Origin of the sequence: Paenibacillus sp. RC84 (genome assembly GCF_041260495.1) — a bacterium.
In the GTDB taxonomy this organism is placed as follows: Bacteria; Bacillota; Bacilli; order Paenibacillales; family NBRC-103111; genus Paenibacillus_F.
The window spans coordinates 688,736-713,484 of sequence record NZ_JBGBYL010000003.1 but is presented as its reverse complement, the minus strand read 5'-3'; the positions used below and the strand labels follow the sequence as shown (position 1 = coordinate 713,484).

Here is a 24,749-nt window from a genome sequence, read left to right as displayed (position 1 = left end):
AGTTTTCTCCCCTTCGCCTCCGCGTCCATTTGCCCCATGTAGTTAAACATGACTTCAAGCGGTCTGACCGGCAATTGTTCCTGTAATAGACCATACCCAAGGCCTCGGTTCGGGATTTTACGCAGCATCTCTTTGGTGGTAATGATACTTTCTGCTATCTCCTCCTGACACGGTACCACCACCGGATAGATACTTGTAAACCATCCGACCGTCCGGTCGATATCGATCCGCTTATGAACCGGTTCTCTTCCGTGCCCTTCCATGCCGATCGTTACATCCCTTGCCCCTGTCAGTTTCCTCACGGCCATTCCTAGGGCGCTGATGAGCAAGTCATTGATCTCGGTATTATACGCCCGACTTGCTTGGTGGATAAGTTGTGCGGTTTCTTCCTTATTTAAATGGATCGTGCAGCTGCCATACCCGCTTTCTCCCGTCTGTTCGTCCATCCTTAGTTCGCCTGCCGCCATCTGTGCGGCTACTTGCTCCCAGTACGGCCGTTCTTTCTGCAATAGATGGCTGTCCTTATATTCTGCCAGTGCTTCCGCCCATGCCTTATAGGACGCTGTCTTTGCCGGGAATTGGATTTTTGTCCCTTCTTTTATTTGCCGGATGGCTGTGCTGATATCTTCTTGCAGGATACGCCACGATACGCCGTCCACCACAAGATGATGGATCCCTAGAAACAGCAGGTTCCCTGCCACTGTCCGGAACATCGCTGCCTTCACCAGCGGTCCTTCCTCTAAGTTGATACTGCTATGCAGATCCGTACAAGCCGCTTCCATGAGTTCTGCTGCTGCTTGTTCTTCGCTATAGTCATACACCTTCAGCTCATACGCTTTGCTGTCACTCACCTTTACAATCTCTAGCTGACCTTCCCGATAGACCGATCTCAGGATATCATGATGCGCTGTGAGGGCATCCAGCACTTCCCGAAGCTGCTTCTCCTCTTCCAGCTCAATCTCCATCAGCATGTCCTGATTGAAGTGGTGCGGCTTAGGAAGATTCCAGGAGGCAAACTCTCTGACGATCGGCGTCAGCGGTACGATGCCGCTTACTTCATCCTGCTCGTACTGTTCCGCTAGGGCAGACTTTTGTGCCGCGTAGCTGATCGCCTCGACTGTGTACTTTTGCATGATATCTTTGATTGCGATATGATATCCTGCGCTTCTTAACTTCGATACGATACGTATCGCTTTGATCGAGTCTCCGCCCAGCTCAAAGAAGCTGTCCTGCGTGCCGACCCGCTCGACGCCCAGCACTTCACTAAAGATCGTGCACAGCTGTGCTTCAAGTTCGTTTTTCGGAGCCGTGTATTCCTTCTCGCTTACTGCCGTGATCTCCGGCAGTGCCCGTTTATCCAGCTTGCCGTTGCGCGTCACCGGCAGTTGTTCGATCTGCATCATATACGCCGGCACCATATAGGCCGGCAGTATTTCCTCCAAGTCCCGTCTCACTGCTTGCAGCTGGACGATATCTTTCGATATGAGGTAGGCAGATAGCGCTTTCTCTCCGTCATGGGTGTCCCGTACGATGACCGCCGCATCTTGGACTCCTTCCAGCTGCCGCAGCGCATTTTCCACTTCTCCCAGCTCGATCCGGAATCCCCTGATCTTCACTTGGTCATCTATACGACCCAAATAGGCGATGTTCCCGTCCGGCAGCCATTTGGCTAAGTCACCTGACCGGTACAGTTTTCCCTCCCCGTATGGATTCTCAATAAACTTCTCTGCGGTTAGTCCCGGAAGGTTCAAGTACCCTTTTGCCACACCGCTGCCTGCAATGCATAACTCCCCTGGTACACCTATCCCGCATAGCTTCTTGCCATCCATAATATAGATTTGCGTATTGCTCGTTGGTTTCCCAATAGGTACAGGATAGGGAATTTCACTCTCTCCATCGTATTCCCATCCCGTTGCCAATACGGTACTTTCTGTCGGTCCATAAGCATTGATATATCGTGTACCGCTCCCTGCCTTTTCGATCATCTCCGCGTTTGCTGCCGATCCCCCTGTCGTCAGTACCCTTAGTCCGCTTATATCCGTCTGCAGGTAGTATTGCGGCGGTAGCAGCGTCAACGTGATTCCGTTTTTCTTAATAAAGGCGTTAAAGCTGTTCACATCCGATAGAACCTCTTGGGACACGAGGGTTAGCTTTGCACCCAGCAAAAGCGACAGTGTCATCTCCCATACGGAGGCGTCAAATATATAGTTGGCAAACTGAAGCACGTTATCTTGCTGCGTCACTTCATACTTTTCCTGCAGGTAACTCCTCATCGCAACTACGCCGCTGTGCGCTAACATCACCCCTTTCGGCTGCCCCGTCGTTCCGGATGTATAGATAATATAAGCCAAATCATCGGGGCGATTGACTTGCTCCGGATTTTCGCCTTGCCCTTCCCAGAGCTTATCGTCCGCCAGATTAATCGTCGGCAGATCCGTTTCAATCGTAGTTTTATACACAAGCACTGCCTTTGGTTTGCAGTCATTTAGGATAAACCGCATACGCTCTGCTGGGATTGTAGGATCGACCGGCACATACGCACCACCTGCCTTAATGATGCCATACATCCCGGCAATCATCTCCACACTTCGCTCCGCCACGATAACCACGCGGTCATCAGGTTTAATGTGCAGTCTGCGAAGCGCCCATGCCACTTGGTTGATTTTTCTGTTTAACGCGTCATACGTCACAGGGTTGTCTTCATATACAACGGCGATTGCATCCGGTGTGTCAGCGACCTGCGCTTCCCATAATGCTGGAATCGTTTTATCCTTTGCATACGGTAAGTACGTGTCATTAAATGCACCTAGTATCTGCTCTTTTTCTTCCTCTGTTATTGTCTCAAGTTCAGATAACTTCATTTCTGGGTTGTTGGCGAAAGAGAGTAAGACAACTTGTAAGCGCAATAACATTGCTTCTATTTCCTTTGATCCATAACGATTTGACGCATACTGCATCTGAAAACGCAAATACCCGTGTTCATAATTTACGATTAAGACTAAATCATAATCAGTTTGCTCCCGATAAGCTTCTATTTTTAGCCCAAGTCCCTCACTGTGCTGTGTCAATAAAGTCTCATCAAGCTCATAATTTTCAAAGGCATATAAGTACTTAATCAACTCTGATTTTTGCTTCGTTAAACTCATAATCTGCTGTAAGGGACAATAAGAATAAGCTGTACTTTGCGTTCCTTGCAGCTGCGTGCTGTGCAAAACTTCAACAACCCTATCATCTTCTGTATACCTGATTCTTGCGGGAATCGTCACGATAAATGGACCCACAATTTTTTCAATACCTCTAATTGCAACATGCCTGCCCGAAATTACCTTGCCATAAACAACATCTTTGGCACCTGTATACGCTTGCAGTACAATTCCCCAGGCTGTTTCCACAATCGTATTCATCGTAATATGATGGGTGGCAGCGAGATTTTGCAAACTTGCCGTCTGTTCTTTAGATAATTTCATTTCACTCAAAGAAACGGTTTCCACCGCTAATGGCGTTTGCTCCATTGACTTTATATCCGCTGTTCCATCATAGTCGGATAATAATTTTTCCCAATACGCAATTCCTTCAATAGCATTTTGCTGCTCCAGCCACTTCACATAATCTCCATATTTTTCGATTCTCTTCTTATCAGTTTCCACTATCGACATGATAGATTGCAAGCTCTTTCCATGTTCAAGCATGTCATAATACGTTTTGAAATCACTGAACAAAATAGATAAACTCCAACCATCAATAATGATGTGATGAGTAGTCCATAACATCTTATATTGGTTTGCTCCAAAATGAACGAGCTTAACCCTTAATAAAGAATCGCGTTGTAGATCAAACCCGCGCTTCACATCAAGTTGCGCAATCATATCCATTTTATTATTTTGATCATATGCCGCAATATCCGATAAATCTATCCGTTCATATTCTATTGTCCGGTTCTTAAGTATAATTTGTCTTGGCATAGTCAATTTCTCATATACGATGGAGGTTCTTAAAACGTCATGCTTCATCGTTACAAGTTCTATTGCCTCTTTTACCTTTTGTTCATTAATCAGACCGTTCAGTTCAAAACGATGCTGAACGACATAAGCGGTAGAATCCCCATTCATCAGCTTATGATACAGCATCCCTTCCTGTACTGGGGTAAGAGAGTAAATATTCTCGATATTGGAACCTAATACCATTTTTGAACTCATGTCCGCTCTCCACCTTATAGTAGATTTAATCTAGATCGAATAGCTCATTTATCATCTGGAGATCGTCAGCAACCAAATCAGTGGCATCCGTATCCGAGATCGTGATGGCAACCTCCTCCTGTGATGTACAAAATTGAATCGTAGCAATTAAACAATCATGGAATGTTTCCATAAATAGTTGTATCTTCCCAGCAGACAACTTGCTCTTGTCATAGACAATGCTGAAATGCAGCTGTTCTTTTAGCAAGCTTCCGTTAATATTGACTTTACGGTTTACAATATTTTCATCGGCTGATCCCTTGCCCGAACTAAAAAAGTGTAGTTTTCTCCCCTTCGTCTCCGCATCCATTTGCCCCATGTAGTTAAACATGACTTCAAGCGGTCTGACCGGCAATTGTTCCTGTAATAGACCATACCCAAGGCCTCGGTTCGGGATTTTACGCAGCATCTCTTTGGTTGTAATGATACTTTCTGCTATATCCTCCTGACACGGTACCACCACCGGATAGATACTTGTAAACCACCCGACCGTCCGGTCGATATCGATCCGCTTATGAATCGGTTCTCTTCCGTGTCCTTCCATGCCGATCGTTACATCCCTTGCCCCTGTCAGTTTCCTCACGGCCATTCCCAGGGCGCTGATGAGCAAGTCATTGATCTCGGTATTATACGCCCGACTTGCCTGGTGGATAAGCTGTGCGGTTTCTTCCTTATTTAAATGGATCGTGCAGCTGCCATACCCGCTTTCTCCCGTCTGTTCGTCCATCCTTAGTTCGCCTGCCGGCATCTGTGCGGCTACTTGCTCCCAGTACGCCCGTTCTTTCTGCAATAGGTGGCTGTCCTTATACTCTGCCAGTGCTTCCGCCCAAGCTTTATACGACGCTGTCTTTGCCGGGAATTGGATCTTTGTCCCTTCTTTTATTTGCCGGATGGCTGTGCTGATATCTTCCTGCAGGATACGCCACGATACGCCGTCCACCACAAGATGATGGATCCCTAGAAACAGCAGATTCCCTGCCATTGTCCGGAACATCGCCGCCTTCACCAGCGGTCCTTCTTCTAAGTGGATACTGCTATGCAGATCCGTACATGCCGCTTCCATGAGTTCTGTTGCTGCTTGTTCTTCGCTATAGTCATACACCTTCAGCTCATACGCTTTGCTGTCACTCACCTTTACAATCTCTAGCTGACCTTCCCGATAGACCGATCTCAGGATATCATGATGCGCTGTGAGGGCATCCAGCACTTCCCGAAGCTGCTTCTCCTCTTCCAGCTCAATCTCCATCAGCATGTCCTGATTGAAGTGGTGTGGCTTAGGAAGATTCCAGGAGGCAAACTCTCTGACGATCGGCGTCAGCGGTACAATGCCGCTTACTTCATCCTGCTCGTACTGTTCCGCTAGGGCAGACTTTTGTGCCGCGTAGCTGATCGCCTCGACTGTGTACTTTTGCATGATATCTTTGATTGCGATATGATATCCTGCGCTTCTTAACTTCGATACGATCCGTATCGCTTTGATCGAGTCTCCGCCCAGCTCAAAGAAGCTGTCCTGCGTGCCGACCCGCTCTACGCCCAGGACTTCACTAAAGATCGTGCACAGCTGTGCTTCGAGTTCGTTTTTCGGAGCCGTGTATTCCTTCTCGCTTACCGCCGTGATCTCCGGCAGTGCCCGTTTATCCAGCTTGCCGTTGCGCGTCACCGGCAGTTGATCAATTTGCATCATATAGGCTGGCACCATATAGGCCGGCAGTATTTCCTCCAAGTCCCGTCTTACTGCTTGCAGCTGGACTATATCTTTCGATATTAAGTAGGCAAACAGCGCATTCTCTCCGTCATGGGTCTTCCGTACGATGACCGCCGCCTCTTGGATTCCTTCCAGCTGCCGCAGCGCATTTTCCACTTCTCCCAGCTCGATCCGGAACCCCCTGATCTTCACCTGATCATCCATACGACCTAGATAGGCGATGTTCCCGTCCGGTAGCCATTTGGCTAAGTCCCCCGACCGGTACATCCGCTCCCCGGGTACAAAAGGGTTCGCTACGAATTTTTTATTCGTTAGTTCCGGTTTGTTAAGGTAGCCTCTTGCGACGCCGACACCTGCCACGCACAATTCCCCGGGCACACCAATCCCGCATAACTTGTCCCCATCTAATATATAGACCTTGAGAGTAGGGAGCGCCTTTCCGACATCGTTTACATCTAGCGCAATATCTTCTGCAGTGATCGCTTTGTACGTTACATGGACAGTCGTCTCTGTGATTCCGTACATATTCACGATGTTCATCTCCGGATACTTCGCCTGCCATGCCTTTAACTTTCCTACCTGCAGCGCCTCTCCGGCAAAGATTAGATGGTTGACGTGCAGTCTCTCACCTGCTTCGGCTAGCTCTACTTGCATCAGATTATAAAAAGAGGACGGTACTTGGTTGAGTACCGTCACCCTTTTTTCACGTAATAGTTCTAACAAAGCATAGCTGTCTTTTTTGGCGTCGTTGGGTATGACGACTAGGTGACCTCCGTATAAGACCGCTCCATACATTTCCCATACCGATACGTCAAAGTTGTAGGCGGCAAACAGGCTCCATACATCCTCTTCATGGAACTTAAACGGCATGTCATCGTTATGCATCAACCGGACGACACATTCATGTTCGATTATCGTTCCCTTTGGTTCACCGGTCGTGCCCGACGTATAGATGATATATAGCGCATCTCGCGGTGCGATGGCTACATCCGGATTCGCTTTTAGTTCTGCCCCCCAGGCTGCATCCGGTTCATCTGAATACAAATGCTCGATCGCATAGATACTTCCTTGCGGAAGTGATACCCTATGTTCTTTTCCTTGATTGACAAGAAGCAAGCTTGCCCCACTGTCTGCCAGCGTATACTGGATACGGTCTTGCGGCGCCTCTGGATCGATTGGCACATAGACATATCCGGCCTTCACGACCCCGAGTATCCCGATGACCATATCCATATTACGCTCTAACAGCAACGCTACCATCGTTTCGCCTTTGCCTGTTTCGCTTCTGACTTTAGCAGCACGCAGCCGGTTGGCAACGATGTTTGCCTTCGCATTTAACTCCGCATACGTCAGTTGCTCCGTCCCGCAAGATACCGCAATGCGATCCGGTGTTTTCTTCACCTGCGCCTCAAATAAGCTTTTGATCGATTCCTCGTGCGGATATTGAGTTGGCTTAGTTTGAAACGCACCTAGTATCTGCTCTTTTTCTTCCTCTGTTGTCGTTTCGAGTTCAGATAACTTCATTTCTGGGTTTGCTGCACAGGACAATAATACACTTTGTATCTTTGACATAATATTGACAATGTCTTCTGCTGCCAGCTTACTAGGATCATACAATACATCGAGATGTAGCTGACTGATACCAAGATACGCTTTAAACGTGGTCGTATAATTGGTTTGCTCCCGTCCACCCTCTACGGTAAACCGAAAAGCTGAAGTTTCACTTTGGCGTACTTCATCCCATGAATCATCATTATCAAATGTAAACAAAACTTTAACTAAATCGGTGTTCTGTTTGGTCAGTCGTTGTACTTTGGCAAAAGAACAATGTCCATGCCGATCACTTAGTATCGCTTGTTCTTGAGTTCTTCTCCAAACATCGCATATGTGCATTTCATCATCACAACAAATACGAATGGGAATGGTGTTAACAAATATTCCGGCAATATGCTCTATCCCTCTTACATCAGCATTTCTTCCGGAGACCACCTTGCCAAAGACAACATCCTTTATGCCGCACAATTCCTGTAATACGATACCTAAAGCCGTCTCTATCATAGTATTCAGCGTAATATTGTACGTTGCAGCCGTATTAAGAAGTTGTCTTGTTACATCAACAGGAAGTTTATGATTAATTCGCTTCATCTCGCTAGATGTTTCTTCAGGTTGACGGAGCGGCTTAATGTCAGCAGACTCTTCATAGTCTAGAAGGAGCTCTCTCCAGTATAACAAGCTCCTTTCTTCATCTTGTTTTTCCAACCAGTTAACGAAGTCCTTGAAATTTAAGCTCTTTTCCTTCTCTTCCTCTAACCCTTGCTCAAGCTCCGCAACAGACAATCCCTGTTGTAGCTTTTCGCATATTTGAATAAAGTCATTAAATATAACGTTGTCTGACCACCCATCCGAGATGATGTGGTGAGAACTCCATATTAATTTCCCTTCTGTTCTACTTAACATGATATTGGTAACCCGTAACAATGCTTCTTGCTGTAGATCAAACCCCCGTTGCAGGTCAGAATCAATCCATGTAGAAATTTCTGCACGATCCCTGCCCGACCAGTCCACAACTGCATATTCGATTTCACGACTACGCAAAAGAAGTTGTCTAGATTTAGCGCCATGGTCATATACAATTGCCGTGCGAAGTACTTCATGTCGTTTCGTTAGCAATTTCAGCGCTGCCTCAAACGTATGTTCACTTTGATTACCGTTATAGTGATACACCATTTGTGTAACATAGCCGGTTGATTGCCGATTCAATAAATAATGGTATAAGATTCCTTCCTGCATCGGAGTTAGCGTATAAATATCATCAATATCCTCTTTATCAGCAATGTACTCCTGGATCTGTACTAATTCATCACTCGTCAAGTCATCGCAGGAATAATCAGAAGCCGTCTTCACCGGTTTGTCTTGTACACAGCAATAGGTGATAATGTCGCTAAGCTTTTCCTCATATAAGGCTGCAAAACGCTCTACAGTCTTCCTATTATATTTACTGCGGTCATAGCGAATTATAAAATGTAGCATATTCTGTACAATATACCCGTTCATATCAATTGCGCCTTCGGTACTATTCGAATTCGCTATACTCTTGTTGTTCGTAAACAGGGTAGCATTCGATTCTGTATCCAACTGCCCTAAATAATTGAAGTAAATATCGGACTCAATCGCCAAATAATCACCTTGTAATAAGCCAAATCCCAACCCGCGTAAAGGTACTTTCCGTAACATTTCTTTCGTCTCAATTATACTCTTTCGGAAATCATCATGACACGGAACACTAATTGGGAACTTAACCGTAAACCATCCTATAGTACGATCGATATCTACTTTCTTGTGTATCGCTTCTCTTCCGTGGCCTTCCAGACAAACCGACACTTTGGATTGTTTCGTCAACGCATGTGTTGCAGCGCCGATTGCACTTATAAGCAAATCATTGATTTCGGTACCAAACGCTTTTCCCGCTTGCCTTATAAGCTGTTCTGTCTTATCCTTACGGAACGTTATTGTCACATTTGCAAACCCATGATCATGCGGATCGTCATCTATAAGCAGTTTCTCTTCCTGCATGGCCGCAATGATTGTATTCCAATAATTCGCTTGGGTAGTAATCTCGTTTGTGTTTTTATATTCTTCTAATGATTCCGCCCAGTCTTTAAAAGCAAGCGTTTTTGATGGTAACTTTATTTCCTTTCCGTCTTTAAGCTGCCGGAGAGCAGTCTCAAAGTCTTCAAGCAAAATTTGCCATGATACTGCATCAATGACAAGATGATGAATACACAAGAAAAGATAATTGGCAGACTGGGTTTTGAAGAGTGCCGCTTTCATCAACGGACCTTTGTTAATATCCATGCTTTGATGAATTATAGCGGAAGCGTCTTCAATCCACGCCGAACCGTTAAGATCCGCATGAACCTCAAACACTTGTAACTCATAAAGTTTACTGTCCGCACTACTTAAAATTGTCAGACTACCATCCCGGTAAATTGCCCGTAATATATCATGATGAACAGCAACAGCTTGCAAGGCTTCATGAATGTGCGACTCATTATCCGTTCTAACCGTCAAAAGAGCATCTTGATTATGATAGTTAGGATTAGCGTAATTTCTTGCAAAAAAATCATGTAAGATCGGTGTATTCAGGACCTGACCCGTAACTTCACCCTGATCATACTGGATCTCTGATTCCCTGCCTACTGTGTGTGCAATCTTTTCAACTGTGTATTGACTTAAAATATCCGGTACCGAAATAATATAACCGGCGTTTCTCATCTTCGATACAATCCGGATAGCTTTTATGGAGTCTCCGCCGAGTTCGAAGAAACTATCTTTTATACTAATACGTTCAACACCAAGTACTTCTCGGAAAATATTCACAAGCACCGATTCAGTTTGATCTCTCGGAGCAACATACTTATTGCCCCTCCCCTTGCGATCTGGCTCAGGTAGGCTGCGGCGGTCTAGTTTCCCATTATTCGTAACAGGAAACTGCACCAGTGGAACGATGTATGCCGGGATCATATAATCAGGTAAAACTTGGCGAATATCTTCTCTAATTGCTTCCGTATCCAATGTCACTTGATCATTTGGCACCACATAAGCGCATAAATAATCATCCCCTACCGCATCTTCTCTAACCATCACGACAGCATTCAGCACGTCAGGTTGTTTTCGCAGGACATGCTCAATCTCGCCCAGTTCGATGCGGTATCCTCTAACCTTTACTTGATCATCGATGCGGCCAACATATTCAATACTACCGTCTGGAAGCCAGCGGGCAAGGTCTCCCGTGCGATACATCCGCTCACCCTGCTTGAATGGGTTGTCAACGAATTTCTCTGCGGTAAGATCACTCCGATTAAGATATCCCCTGGCAACACCCGCTCCACTGATACAAAGCTCACCTGCCACACCGATTGGAAGCGGAGATCCGTACGAATCTAATATAAATACTTGTACATTGGCAATCGGTTTTCCAATCGTAACTTTATCATGTAAATGAATTTCAATCCCAGTTGCGTCTACCGTTGCTTCCGTCGGACCATATACATTGAACAAACGAATATTCCAATTTTCAAGCAAAGCGGCAGCCAAATCATCCGTTAATGGCTCTCCGCCGACAACAATTACTTCCAAACCATGTAATGGATGAACATCCCGAACTTCATCCATAAGCATCTTCATCCGCGTCGGTGTACCCTTCATGATGTTCACATCATATTGCTCAATCAATTGCAAGAGTAACTTTGGATCGTGTTGTGCCTCCTCATCGGCAATTATAATCTGCATTCCTTTGAGCAAGGCATATAGTGTCTCATAGACTGTGCCGTCGAAAGAAATATTCGATACACATAACATTGTTTTCGTCGAATCCAAGTTTTGTAGCTGATTTAGACCTGAAATCAAGTTACTAATCGAACGATGTTCCACCATTACCCCTTTTGGTTTGCCTGTAGAGCCTGAAGTGTAGATGATATAAGCGATATCGGTTGCTTCTACAATCGCATGCAGATTATGACTAGGTTCATCACACCTTTCTTGATCCACATGAATGCGTCTTACATGGGAAGGCAGTTCGATCGTGTCATCGTATTGCCTCTGAGTCAATACTGTCGATAACCCGCTATCTTCCACCATGTACTGAATCCGCTCCAAAGGATAGGTCGGATCTATTGGCACATAAGCCGCGCCTACCTTTAACGTTGCGAGTATTCCAACCATCATTTCTATACTGCGACCGAGTAAAATACCGACAAAATCCCCGCGGCGCGTACCATGAAGAAGCAGTATTCTCGCAAGCTGATTTGCTCTCATATTTAACTGTTCGTATGTCAGAGCCTGATCTCGAAAGCGTAGAGCCGTTTTCGCCGGCATAGCCTGTACAATCTGCTCAAATTGTTCATGAATGGGTGTCGTCACATCATAAACACAGGACGTATCGTTAAATGAGGTTAAAATGTGCTGTCTTTCTGCTTGCGTCATCATCGGCAATTGACATATTTCAAGTTTAGGGGATTGCGTAACTGCTGCCAACAACGTTTCATAATGTTTCACCATTCGGCGTATGCTTTCTTCTTGGTATAGGCTTGTAGCATAGCGTACTTCGATGCGGTAGCCACTTGCCGTTGGCGTCACTTCTAATGTTAAATCAAATTTAGCCGAACTGTGCTGTAAACTATAGTCATCATGAACACTCGTACTGTTTACGCCATAAAAATCAAAATCTGCTTCTTCATTATTCTGAAGTACAAACAACACATCAAAAAGCGGATTCCGGGACATATCCCGATGCAAGCCCATAAGATCAACCAGATCTTCGAGCGGAAATGCTTGATGCTCAATCCCTTTTAGACATACTTCTTTCATCTCCGACAGAAAATCCACGAAATTCTTCTTTCCCGATGGTTTTCCACGTAATGCAATCGTATTCACGAACATGCCGATTAGAGGCTCTGTATCATAATGTAAACGTCCATTAACAGGGCAACCTACGATAATATCCTCTTGACGGCTATATTTACTCAACAAAATCATCCATGTGCTCAGTAGTACCATATACTCGGTTGCACCCGACATCCGGCACAATGCTGTTACAGCTTCCCGTAACTCTACATGACTCACGACTGCTTTCCCCGTATACTGCTGTACTTGCGGACGTGTAAAGTCTGTTGGTAAATTCAGTACCGGTAGTTCACCTTGCAACGAGTTCAACCAATACGTCTCATGTTCCGTCATGTCTTGAGTGTGCAACCATTCGCTATAATCTTTATATTGAATCGGCATTGACTCAAGGGGTTCGCCATTATATAGCTTGGACAAATCCTGCATTAGATTATTAATCGATGCCCCATCAGAAATGATATGGTGCATATCGAAGGCTAGGAGATAACCACCTTCTTTTTGATTATTTACTTTAACACGTATTAATGGCGCTTGAGACAAATCAAATGCACGCACAAACCCTGTATCATCATCTTCATCCTCAGTAATCAGAAGCGTAAACGGCACATGGTCATGAATACGCTGTACTGCTTCTCCGTTCTCCATATGAAAGCTTGTTCGTAAGCTTTCATGCCGTTGTATGAGTTGCTTCAGTGCAAGCTGAAGTCGTTCACTATCAAGGGATGCATCCATTCGACGCAATAACGTCATATTATAAGCCGTACTATGCTGATCCATCTCTTGAATCGCATAAAGACGCTTTTGAGCGGAAGACATCCGATATGATTCTTTCCGCATAGCATGCGGGATGGGTTCAAACACAGCCTTCGTATATAACGTATTGTGCGTAGTATGTTCTGCACTGATTAGTTCAAGGTGCTGACTGAGCGCTTTAATATGCGGGTTCTCAAACAATGTTATTATCGGTAAACGTATTCCAATCATCGCTTCAATCTGATTTATAACGCGTACAGCATGTAATGAGTGACCACCTAACGCAAAGAAATCATCATAAATACCAACACGGTCAACAGAAAGCACATCACCGAATATATTACAAAGCGTGAATTCCAATTCAGTCGCCGCAGCCGTATATTGCTGCTCATGCACAATTTGTATTTCAGAAAGCGCTCGCTTATCTACCTTTCCGTTTCGTGTCATAGGAACGTTCTCAACCTGTATCATATGCTGCGGCACCATATAGGCAGGAATTGTCTTACCAAGAGAATTCCGGACTTCATTCATCTGAATCTCAGTGCTAGATACCAGGTATGCATACAGTTCCGTTTCACTTCCATCTTGTTCGCGGGCGATAACGATCGCATCCTGGATACCTTCTAATCTTCGAAGAGCATGCTCTACCTCGCCCACTTCAATCCTGTACCCTCGAATTTTCACTTGGTCATCAATACGTCCAATATACGCAATGTTCCCATCCGGCAGCCACATCGCAATATCTCCGGTACGGTACAGCCGCTCATCAGGAATAAGCGGATTCTCAATAAACTTCTCCACAGTAAGTTTTGGTTGATTCATATATCCTTTCGCTACGCCGTGGCCGCCTACAACAAGTTCTCCTGGAACACCAATTCCACATAGCTGCATTTTTCTATCCATAATATACGCAGTACTATTGTTGATTGGCTTTCCGATGGGAATATTGAAGTAATCCGTTTCTATCGCATACGTAACAGAAAAGGTCGTATTTTCTGTTGGACCATAACCATTAATTACTCTGAGTTTCGGATGTTTTTCCCTTACTGCTTTGATATGTTTCGCAGATAATCTCTCTCCTCCTACCAATAAATACTGTAACGGTTGAAAAACTTCGCATCTAGTGTCTACCATATAATTGAAAAGCTGCGCAGTCATCCACATCATCGTAATCTGGTGCTCGCATATCAACATTCCTAACATGTTCCCGTCTGTTATGCTCTGCGTATGGGCTAACACCAATTTCCCGCCATTGAGAAGTGCGCCCCATATTTCAAATGTCGATGCATCGAAGGAGAGTGCACCGGTCAACAAAATATGCGCCCCGTTTAAATCAGCATAGTTCGTTTGCTTCACAAGCCGTACGACATTTTGATGTGTAACACAAACACCTTTCGGATATCCTGTCGTACCGGATGTGTACATGACATACGCAATATCATCTGCCGTTACTAAGGCACGCTCTGTCATTGCCGCATAACTTCCATTTAGATCTATGACGGTGCAGTACTCTTGAAGGACATTAATCATGTCCCCTTTTACATCACCGCACAGTACGATATTCAAATCGCAATCTTCCAAAATAAAGCGCAGGCGAGTATCCGGTTCATCCGTATTAATTGGTACATAGCCACATCCTGCTTTGAGTATCCCCAGCAGCCCTACAATCATGTGCACGCTTTTCTCACATACGATGCCAATTAATTGACCTGAGGATACCCCTCTTTTTCGCAATTCGGTGGCAATACCTTGCGCGGCCTTGTCTAATTGTTGATAGCTTAATTGTTCCTTATCACATACGACACAAATTTGATCGGGCGTAAGTTGAGCCTGTTCTTCAAATAAGTCCGGAATAGATTTATGTTTCGGATATGTGCTTGCCGTATTGTTGAATTCACCTAGTATTCGTGCCTTATCTTCCTTGCGAATTAATTCAACATCGAAAATCTTCTTCTCAGGATACTCAGCAAACGCACATAATACATTGTTTAACATGCTGAGCATCATCTCTACTTCTTCTAAAGCATGCTTGTTTGGATTATAGAGAACTGTAAATCGTAATGCCTTGTCCTCTACAGCAGCCAATAGATTAAGCGGATAGTTTGTTTCATCTCTCGAAGAAACAAGCGCTAATTGCAAACCATCTGTATGTTCACTTTGCTGTTCTTGTGCCAAATGATTTTCAAAAACAAAAAGTGATGAAATCAAATCTGATTTTTGTGCGGTTTGTTCTTGAATTTTAACCAGTGAACAGTGAGCGTGCATCGTACTTTCAATACCTTGATCTTGTAATTCCTGTAAAAGTGATATAATCGTTGAATTCTCGTCTGCACTAACCCTTACCGGTATCGTGTTAATAAAAAGACCTACTATTTTTTCAATCCCTCTTACTTCGGCATGCCTTCCCGAAATCACTTTGCCGAACACGATATCATTTGTAAAGTTAATCTGTTGTAATACGATTCCCCAAGCTGCTTCGGTGATTGTATTTATTGTTAGCTGATGCGCTTGTGCTAAAAGTAACAACCTGCCTGTCAATTCAACATCCAGCTTCTTTTTCACTTGAGCCAAGTTGGAATTGGAAGATGGTGGATCGAAATACGGACGGTATTTGTATGTTAAGTCATAATCACGAAGTCGTTCGCGCCAATACGTAAGCGCAAGCTCCTCATCTTGATTCTGGAACCACTGAATATAATCACCGTACGTCGCAACCTGGAACTTCTCTTGTTCAATAACTTGTTCTACATCGTGTGTACTATAACCATCTTGAAGCAAGTTATAGTAATTTTTTAAGTCGTTACATAATAATTCACTACACCATCCATCTGCAATAATATGATGAAAGCTCCAGATCAATTGCGTGCAATTAGTGGATAGTTTAATAGTTTTTATGCGAAATAGCGCATCAAGCTGCAGATCAAATCCCCGCTTGACATCCATCTCTATCAGTTCATTTAATCTAGCTAGTTGTTCTTTCTCATCGTATGTTGTTAAATCAATTTCTTCCCAATCAAGTGAGCGATGTGACAAAATGATCTGCTTCGGATGCTTTAACCCTTCATACACCATCGCCGTTCTCAACACATCATGCTTTTTAAGTAAACATTGGAACGCACTGCGCATGAGATTAGGATCTATATGCTGATTAATCTGATAAATAAACTGTGTTAAATACTCGGAACCACTGCTTTTTAGGCCATGATACAAAATACCTTCCTGTAGCGGCAATAAATCAAATATATCCTGTATATCATTTTTCCCTGGATAAAGTCGATGCAGGACACTTAAATCTTCATCCGTAATCGAAATTGCAGCATAGTCAGACGGTGTCCGAACCGTTTCTTCTTGCTGCATGCAATGTGCAATCATAGACTGAGTACACGCTTTATATATCTCAGCGAATCTTTGTATCGTACTGCTTGAAAAAAGACCTCTATTGTAACGGAAAGTAAATGTTAATCTTCTTTCGCTTATCACACCGTTGATAAACAATTCCGACAGCATTTTATTCGCATCCGCTAAGCCTTTACCTGAACTAAAAAAGTGTAACTTCTTCCCCTTTGCCTCAGCGTCCATTTGTCCCATGTAGTTAAACATGATTTCAAGCGGTCTGACCGACAATTCTTCCTGCAATAGACCATACCCAAGACCTCGGTTCGGGATTTTTCGCAATATCTCTTTTGTTGTAATGATACTTTTTGCGATCTCATCATGGCACGATACCACCACCGGATACACACTTGTAAACCATCCGACCGTCCGGTCGATATCGATACGCTTATGAATCGATTCCCTTCCGTGTCCTTCCATACCTATCGTTACATCTCTAGCCCCTGTCAATTTCTTCACAGTCATCCCCAAGGAGCTGATAAGCAAGTCATTGATTTCGGTATTATACGCCCGACCTGCCTGGTGAATAAGCTGTGTGGTTTCTTCTTCATTTAAATGTATCGTGTAGTTGCCATACCCGCTTTCTCCCGTCTGTTCGTCCATGCTAAGTGCACCGGACTCCATCTGCGTTGCTACTTGTTCCCAGTACGCCCGTTCTTTTTGTAATAGAGGGCTGCACTTATATTCTGCCAGTGCTTCTGCCCATGCCTTATACGACGCCGTCTTTGCCGGGAATCGGATTTTCGTCCCTTCTTTTACTTGCCGGATGGCTGTGCTGATATCTTCTTGCAGGATACGCCATGATACGCCGTCCACCACAATATGATGGATCCCTAGAAACAATAGATTCCCTTCACCCGTCCGGAACATCGCTGCCTTCACCAGCGGTCCTTTTTCTAAGTCGATACTGCTATGCAAATCCGTACATACCGCTTCCATTAGCCCCGCTGCTTCTTGTTCTTCGTTATAGTCATACACCTTCAGCTCATAAGCTCTGCTGTTACTCACCTTTATGATCTCTAGTTGACCTTCCCGGTAGATAGACCTGAGTATATCATGATGAACAACGAGGGCATCAAGCACTTCCCGAAGCTGTATTTCATCTTCTAGATCAATTTCCATCAGCATATCCTGATTAAAATGATGCGGATTAGAAAGGTTCCAAGATGCAAACTCCCTGACGATCGGTGTCAGCGGTACAATGCCGCTCACTTCATCTTGCTCGTACTGCTCCTCGATTACAGACTTTTGTACCGCATAGCTGATCGCTCCGACCGTATTTCTTTGCATAATATCTTTGATTGCGATATGATAACCCATACTTCTTAGCTTCGATATGATCCGAATCGCCTTGATCGAGTCCCCGCCCAACTCAAAGAAGCTATCCTTCATGCCGACTCGCTCCACGCCCAGTACCTCACTAAGGATACTGCACAGCTGCGCTTCAAGTTCGTTTTTCGGAGCGGTGTATTCCCTTTCGCTTACCGCTACGATCTCCGGTAGTGCCCGTTTATCCAGCTTACCGTTGCGCGTCACCGGCAGTTGATCAATCTGCATCATATACGCTGGCACCATATAGGCCGGTAGTATTTCCTCTAAGTCCTGCCTCACTGCTTGCAGCTGAACTACATCTTTCGAAACTAGGTAGGCAGATAGCGCTTTCTCTCCGTCATGGGTTTCCCGTACTATGACCGCCGCATCTTGGATCCCTGCCAGCTGCCGCAGCGCATTTTCCACTTCTCCCGGCTCTATCCGGAACCCCCTGATCTTCACTTGTTCGTCAATACGACCCAAATAAGCAATATTCCCATCCGGCAGCCATTTAGCTAAGTCCCCGGTCCGGTACATCCGCTCACCTGGTACAAAGGGGTTCGCTACGAATTTTTTACTGGTCAGTTCCGGCTTGTTGAGGTAGCCCCTTGCAACGCCGTCGCCCGCTACACACAACTCCCCAGGCACACCAATCCCGCATAATTTGTCCCCGTCAAGTATATATACATGATTATTTGCAATCGGTTTACCAATCGGGATGTTGTTTGGCACGTCACTTATCCCATCATATTCCCAATACGTAGCCTGTACCGTACATTCCGTAGGACCATAAGCGTTACAATATCCGCAGTCACTATTCCGTGTTTGTTCAATAACCGACTCATTTGTTGCGGCTCCAGCCGTTGTTAACCATCTAACTCCAGTAAACGCCGTCTGGAGATAGTATTGTGGCGGCAGTACAGCTAACGTAATCCTGCTTTCTTGCATAAAAGAATTAAAACGTGTTACATCCGCTATAATGGATTTTGACACCAATGTTAGCGTCGCCCCTAGCAATAGTGATAAGGTCATCTCCCATACAGAAGCGTCAAAGACATAGTTTGCAAATTGAAGCACATTATCTTGACTTGTAACGTTATATTGCTTCAGAAGATGATGCCGTAAGGATACAACACCCTGATGCTCTAACATTACGCCCTTCGGTTGCCCCGTAGTCCCGGATGTATAGATTATATAAGCCGAATCATTCGGGCGATTGATTTGCTCGGGATTATCGCTGATTCCTTCCCATAGCATATCGTCAGCAAGATTAATCGTTGGCAGCCCAGTTTCAATCGTAGCTTTATACACAAGCACTGCTTTTGGTTTACAGTCAGCTAGAATGAACTGGATTCGCTCTGCTGGAAACGTAGGATCGACCGGCACATATGCAGCGCCTGCCTTGATGATGCCATACATCCCGGCAATCATCTCCACACTTCGCTCTGCTACAATAACCACCCGGTCATCAGGTTTGATGTCCAGTCTGCGAAGCGCCCATGCCACTTGGTTGATTTTTTTGTTTAACGCGTCATACGTCATATAGTTGTCTTCATATACGAGGGCGATTGCGTCCGGTGTGTTTGCAACCTGCTCTTCCCATAATGCTGGAATCGTTTTATCCTTTGCATACAGTGAGCTCGTATCATTAAATACACCTAGTATCTGTTCTTGTTCTTCCTCTGTTATTGTTTCAAGCTCAGATAACTTCCCTTCAGGGTTTGCTACGATAGCTTGTATAACATGTTCTAGCCGTACAACAATTTGCTCTATGTCCTCACGTGCATACACGTTCGGATTGTATATTATTTCACATACTATCTTCCCTTCATGTTCATAAGCGCATAACATTAAGCTGTAATTGGTTTGGTCCAAGCCATACTCAATCTCGTACATAAAATCTGTCAGCTTGTCCTCATCCACGTAGTAATTTTCAAACATATAGAGCACTTGGATTAAATGCTGCTTCTGCTCCGTCTGCGCTTGAATCTCAGCGAGCGAACAATAGGCATATTGCTCACTTTCAGTCCCTTGCTGCTGCATTTCTTTGATCAGTTCTAGTGTACTCATGTCTTCTTTGCTTGCTACACGCACCGGTATCGTATTAATAAACAGACCGACGATGCCCTCTATTCCGCGCACATCGGCTTGACGCCCGGACATTACTTTCCCGAACACCACATCTTTCTGACCGCTGTATGCTTGTAAAACAACTCCCCAGGCCGTTTCCACCACATTACTCACCGTCAATTGATGGGCAGCTATCAGTTCCCTCAACTGCAAGGCATCTTCAGGAGATAATGTAATCGCCAAGCTCTGTACTTGCTGTTCACTTTCTTGCGGCGTATATATCGGTTTAATCTCGGCAACTTCTTCATATCCTGCTAGTACATCTAACCAGTAAGACAGCCCTTTTTGTTGATCTTGTTTTTCTAGCCAATAAATATAATCTTCGTAGGAATCCTGGTACTGCTTTTCTGTGATCACCTGTGTTTCCAGCGTAGATGTCAAAACACCCTTCTCTAATGCTTTGTAAATCCGATTGAAATCCCCGTATATTATCGGTAGGCTCCAACCGTCCAACAGAATGTGATGAAAATTCCAGATCAATTGATAACGATCTCTTGCCAGCACTACGTGGTGTACCCGCAATAACGGGTCTTGTTCAAGATCAAATCCTCGCTGGATTTGGTCATGGGCGATCGCTTCCACCTGTTTTGCCTGCACAGATAGTTCTACTCCCGTTAAATCGGTTCTTTCGTATTCCACTTCCCTTCCTCGGATCACGACTTGCTTTGGTATCGATATATTTTTATGAATAATCGCTGTACGGAGCACTTCATGCCGCATGACAAGTAGCTTAAGCGCTTGCTTCACCATGTGCTCATCGGCATAGCCTTGCCCTATAAAAATATTTTGATTTCTATAGGCTGTCGATTCTGGTTCGGCGATGCTATGGTATAACATCCCTTTCTGCAATGAGGTTAAGCCGTATATACGATCTATTTGGAATGCACCACCGGTTACATGCTGGATGACGGATAAATCTGCACGAGTCAAATCCGCTGCATGATAGTCAGACGGTGTCGGAACCGATTCTTCCAACTGCATACAATATGTAATAGTAGACTGTATATGGGCTTTATATACCTCAGCAAATCTTTGTATCGTAACATTTGAAAAGAGACCTCTGTTGTAACGGAACGTAAATGATAATTTCCCTTCACTGATCACACCGTTAATAAACAATTCCGACAGCATTTTATTCTCATCCGCTAAACCATTACTCGAACTAAGAAAGTGTATCTTTTTACCCTTCGCTTCAGCATCCATTTGCCCCATATAGTTAAACAATAAGGTCGGTAGCTGATTTCCCGTTAATAGATCGTATAACAGGCCGTACCCGACTCCGCGGTTCGGTATTTTGCGCAGCATCTCTTTCGTTGCAATGATACTTTCCGCCATTTCGTCATGACACGCTACCATAATCGGATAGACGCTCGTAAACCATCCTATCGTCCGATCGATATCGATCCGTTTATGAATTGTTTCTCTCCCATGCCCTTCCACACCAATCGTTACTACACTTGCTCCTGTCAGTTTCCTAACGGACATTCCCAAGGCACTGATAAGCAAATCCGGCACTTCAGTACGAAACGCTTTTCCTGCACGTTGCAACAGGCTTTCCGTTTCTTCCACACTTAAATGGATCGTGTAGTTATCATACCCGCTTTCCCCCGTCTGTTCGTCCATCCTTAGTTCGCCTGCCTCCATCTGCGCCGCTACTTGCTCCCAGTACGCCCGTTCTTTCTGCAATAGATGGCTGTCCTTATATTCTGCCAACGCCTCCGCCCAGGCCTTATATGACGCTGTCTTTGCCGGGAATTGGATCTTTGTCCCTTCTTTTACTTGCCGGATGGCTGTGCTGATATCTTCCTGCAGGATACGCCACGATACGCCGTCCACCACAAGATGATGGATCCCTAGAAACAGCAGGTTCCCTGCCGCTGTCCGGAACATCGCTGCCTTCACCAGCGGCCCTTCTTCTAAGTGGATACTGCTATGCAGATCCGTACATGCCGCTTCCATGAGCTCTGCTGCTGCTTGTTCTTCCAGATAGTTATACACCTTTAGGTCATATGCTTTACTGTCACTCATCCCTACGATCTCTAGCTGACCTTGCCGGTAGACGGATCTCAGGATATCATGATGCGCCATAAGGGCATCAAGCACTTCCTGAAGCTGGTTCTCCTCTTCCAGATCAATCTCCATCAGCATGTCCTGATTGAAGTGGTGTGGCTTAGGAAGATTCCAGGACGCAAACTCTCTGACGATCGGCGTCAGCGGTACGATGCCATTCACTTCATCCTGCTCATACTGTTCCGCTAGGGCAGACTTTTGTGCCGCGTAGCTGATCGCCTCAACTGTATACTTTTGCATGATATCTTTGCTTGCGATGTGATATCCTGCGCTCCTTAATTTCGATACGATACGTATCGCCTTGATTGAGTCTCCGCCCAGCTCAAAGAAGCTGTCCTGCGTGCCGACCCGCTCGACGCCCAGTACTTCACTAAAGATACTGCATAGCTGCGCTTCAAGTTCGTTTTTCGGAGCCATATATTCCTTTTCGCTTACTGCCACGATTTCCGGCAGCGCCCGTTTATCCAGCTTGCCGTTGCGCGTCACCGGCAGTTGTTCGATCTGCATCATATAGGCCGGCACCATATAAGCCGGCAGCACTTCCTCCAAGTCCCTTCTCACCGCTTGCAGCTGGACGATATCTTTCGATATGAGGTAAGCAAACAGCGCTTTCTCTCCGTCATGGGTTTCCCGTACGATGACCGCCGCATCTTGGATTCCTTCCAGCTGCCGCAGCGCATTTTCCACTTCTCCCAGCTCGATCCGGAATCCCCTGATTTTCACTTGGTCATCCATACGACCCAAATAGGCAATGTTCCCGTCCGGCAGCCATTTGGCTAAGTCCCCTGACCGGTACAGTTTTCCCTCTCCGTATGGATTCTCAATAAACTTCTCTGCGGTTAGCTCCGGTTTGTTGAGGTAGCCTCTTGCGACGCCGACACCTGCCACGCACAATTCCCCGGGCACACCAATCCCGCATAACTTGTCCCCATCTAATATATAGACCTTGAGAGTAGGGAGCGCCTTTCCGACATCGTTTACATCTAGCGCAATATCTTCTGCAGTGATCGCTTTGTACGTTACATGGACAGTCGTCTCTGTGATTCCGTACATATTCACGATGTTCATCTCCGGATACTTCGCCTGCCATGCCTTTAACTTTCCTACCTGCAGCGCCTCTCCGGCAAAGATTAGATGGTTGACGTGCAGTCTCTCCCCTGCTTCGGCTAGCTCTACTTGCATCAGATTATAAAAAGAGGACGGCACTTGGTTGAGTACCGTCACCCTTTTTTCGCGTAATAGTTCTAACAAAGCATAGCTATCCTTTTTGGCGTCGTTGGGTATGACTACTAGGTGACCTCCGTATAAGAGCGCTCCATACATTTCCCATACCGATACGTCAAAGTTGTAGGCTGCAAACAGGCTCCATACATCCTCTTCATGGAAATTAAACGGCATGTCATCGTTATGCATCAACCGGACGACACATTCATGTTCGATTACCGTTCCCTTCGGCTCGCCGGTCGTGCCTGACGTATAGATGATATATAGCGCATCTTGCGGTGCGATGGCTACATCCGGATTAGCTTTTAGTTCTGGCCCCCATGCCGCATCCGGTTCATCCGAATACAAATGCTCGATCGCATAGATACTTCCTTGCGGAAGTGACACCATCTGCTCTTTTCCCTGATTGACAAGAAGCAAGCTTGCACCACTGTCTGCCAGCGTATACTGGATACGGTCTTGCGGCGCCTCTGGATCGATTGGCACATAGACATATCCGGCCTTCACGATCCCGAGTATTCCGATGACCATATCCATATTACGCTCTAACAGCAACGCTACCATCGTTTCGCCTTTGCCTGTTTCGTTTTTGACTTTAGCAGCAAGCAGCCGGTTGGCAACGATGTTCGCCTTCGCATTTAACTCCGCATACGTCAGTTGCTCCGTCCCGCAAGATACCGCTATCCGATCCGGTGTTTTTTTCACCTGCGCCTCAAATAAGCTTTTGATCGATTCCCCGTGCGGATATTGGGTTGGCTTGGTTTGAAACAGGGTTAAGATTTTATCTCTATCCTCATCGCTCACGAATGAAATATCACGTACCTTCCTCTCCGAATTCTCAGCAAAGGCACACAAAGCAAACGTAAGCATTGTTAGTATATTGTTTATTTCAGATTTGGTGTAATTTGATTCATCAAAACGAATCATCACGTTCAACTGATTACAATCAAAAGAAAAATGAAGAAGCAAATCAGGTGAATTATAAGATAATTGATCCTCAAGGGGAAAGTGTATGAACTGTTTCCCCTCGTCCGATCTATCCGTAATTATACACACCGTTTTAATCAAGTGATTGATTTTTCGGGGTAATATATCACAATGGGCATATTTCCCACTTTCCGCTTCTTGTTCTTTTAGTTGCTGTAATAGATCCAATAATACGTCGTCTCCATTACACTTCATTCTTACCGGAATCATCACACTGTTCAAATGAGGATCGTCGATTATTGTTCCAAACATGACATCATCAGTATAGTTATACTTTTGTAAAACAAGTCCCCAGGCAGCCTCTATAATAACGTTCATAGGGATATTGTGTTCTCGGCTAAGTTTTCTAAGTTTTTCGCATACATGCTGCGGAAATACCCAGTCCATTAGATTCGTATCCGCTGTCCGTTTTGAACTTGGTCTGTATGGAAAAAGGGGCTTAATCGCAGTCGAACTATCATCGTCAAGTAAATATGTCCAATAAGAAGACCTGTCTTCTTCATGTTTCTTGTTTGGCACGAATTTTCTCATAATGT

General features: G+C 45.1%; 2 protein-coding genes. Both read right to left on the bottom strand.

Features of this window, described 5'->3' with window-relative positions:
* A partial coding sequence (locus tag ABH899_RS10460; protein ID WP_369995964.1) for an amino acid adenylation domain-containing protein occupies positions 1-4,196 on the bottom strand: 4,196 nt, incomplete at its 3' end.
* A gap of 25 nt (positions 4,197-4,221) precedes the next feature.
* A complete protein-coding gene (locus ABH899_RS10455; RefSeq protein ID WP_369995962.1) occupies positions 4,222-24,744 on the bottom strand; it encodes a non-ribosomal peptide synthase/polyketide synthase in 20,523 nt (6,840 codons plus the stop codon).
* Positions 24,745-24,749: the final 5 nt, after the last annotated feature.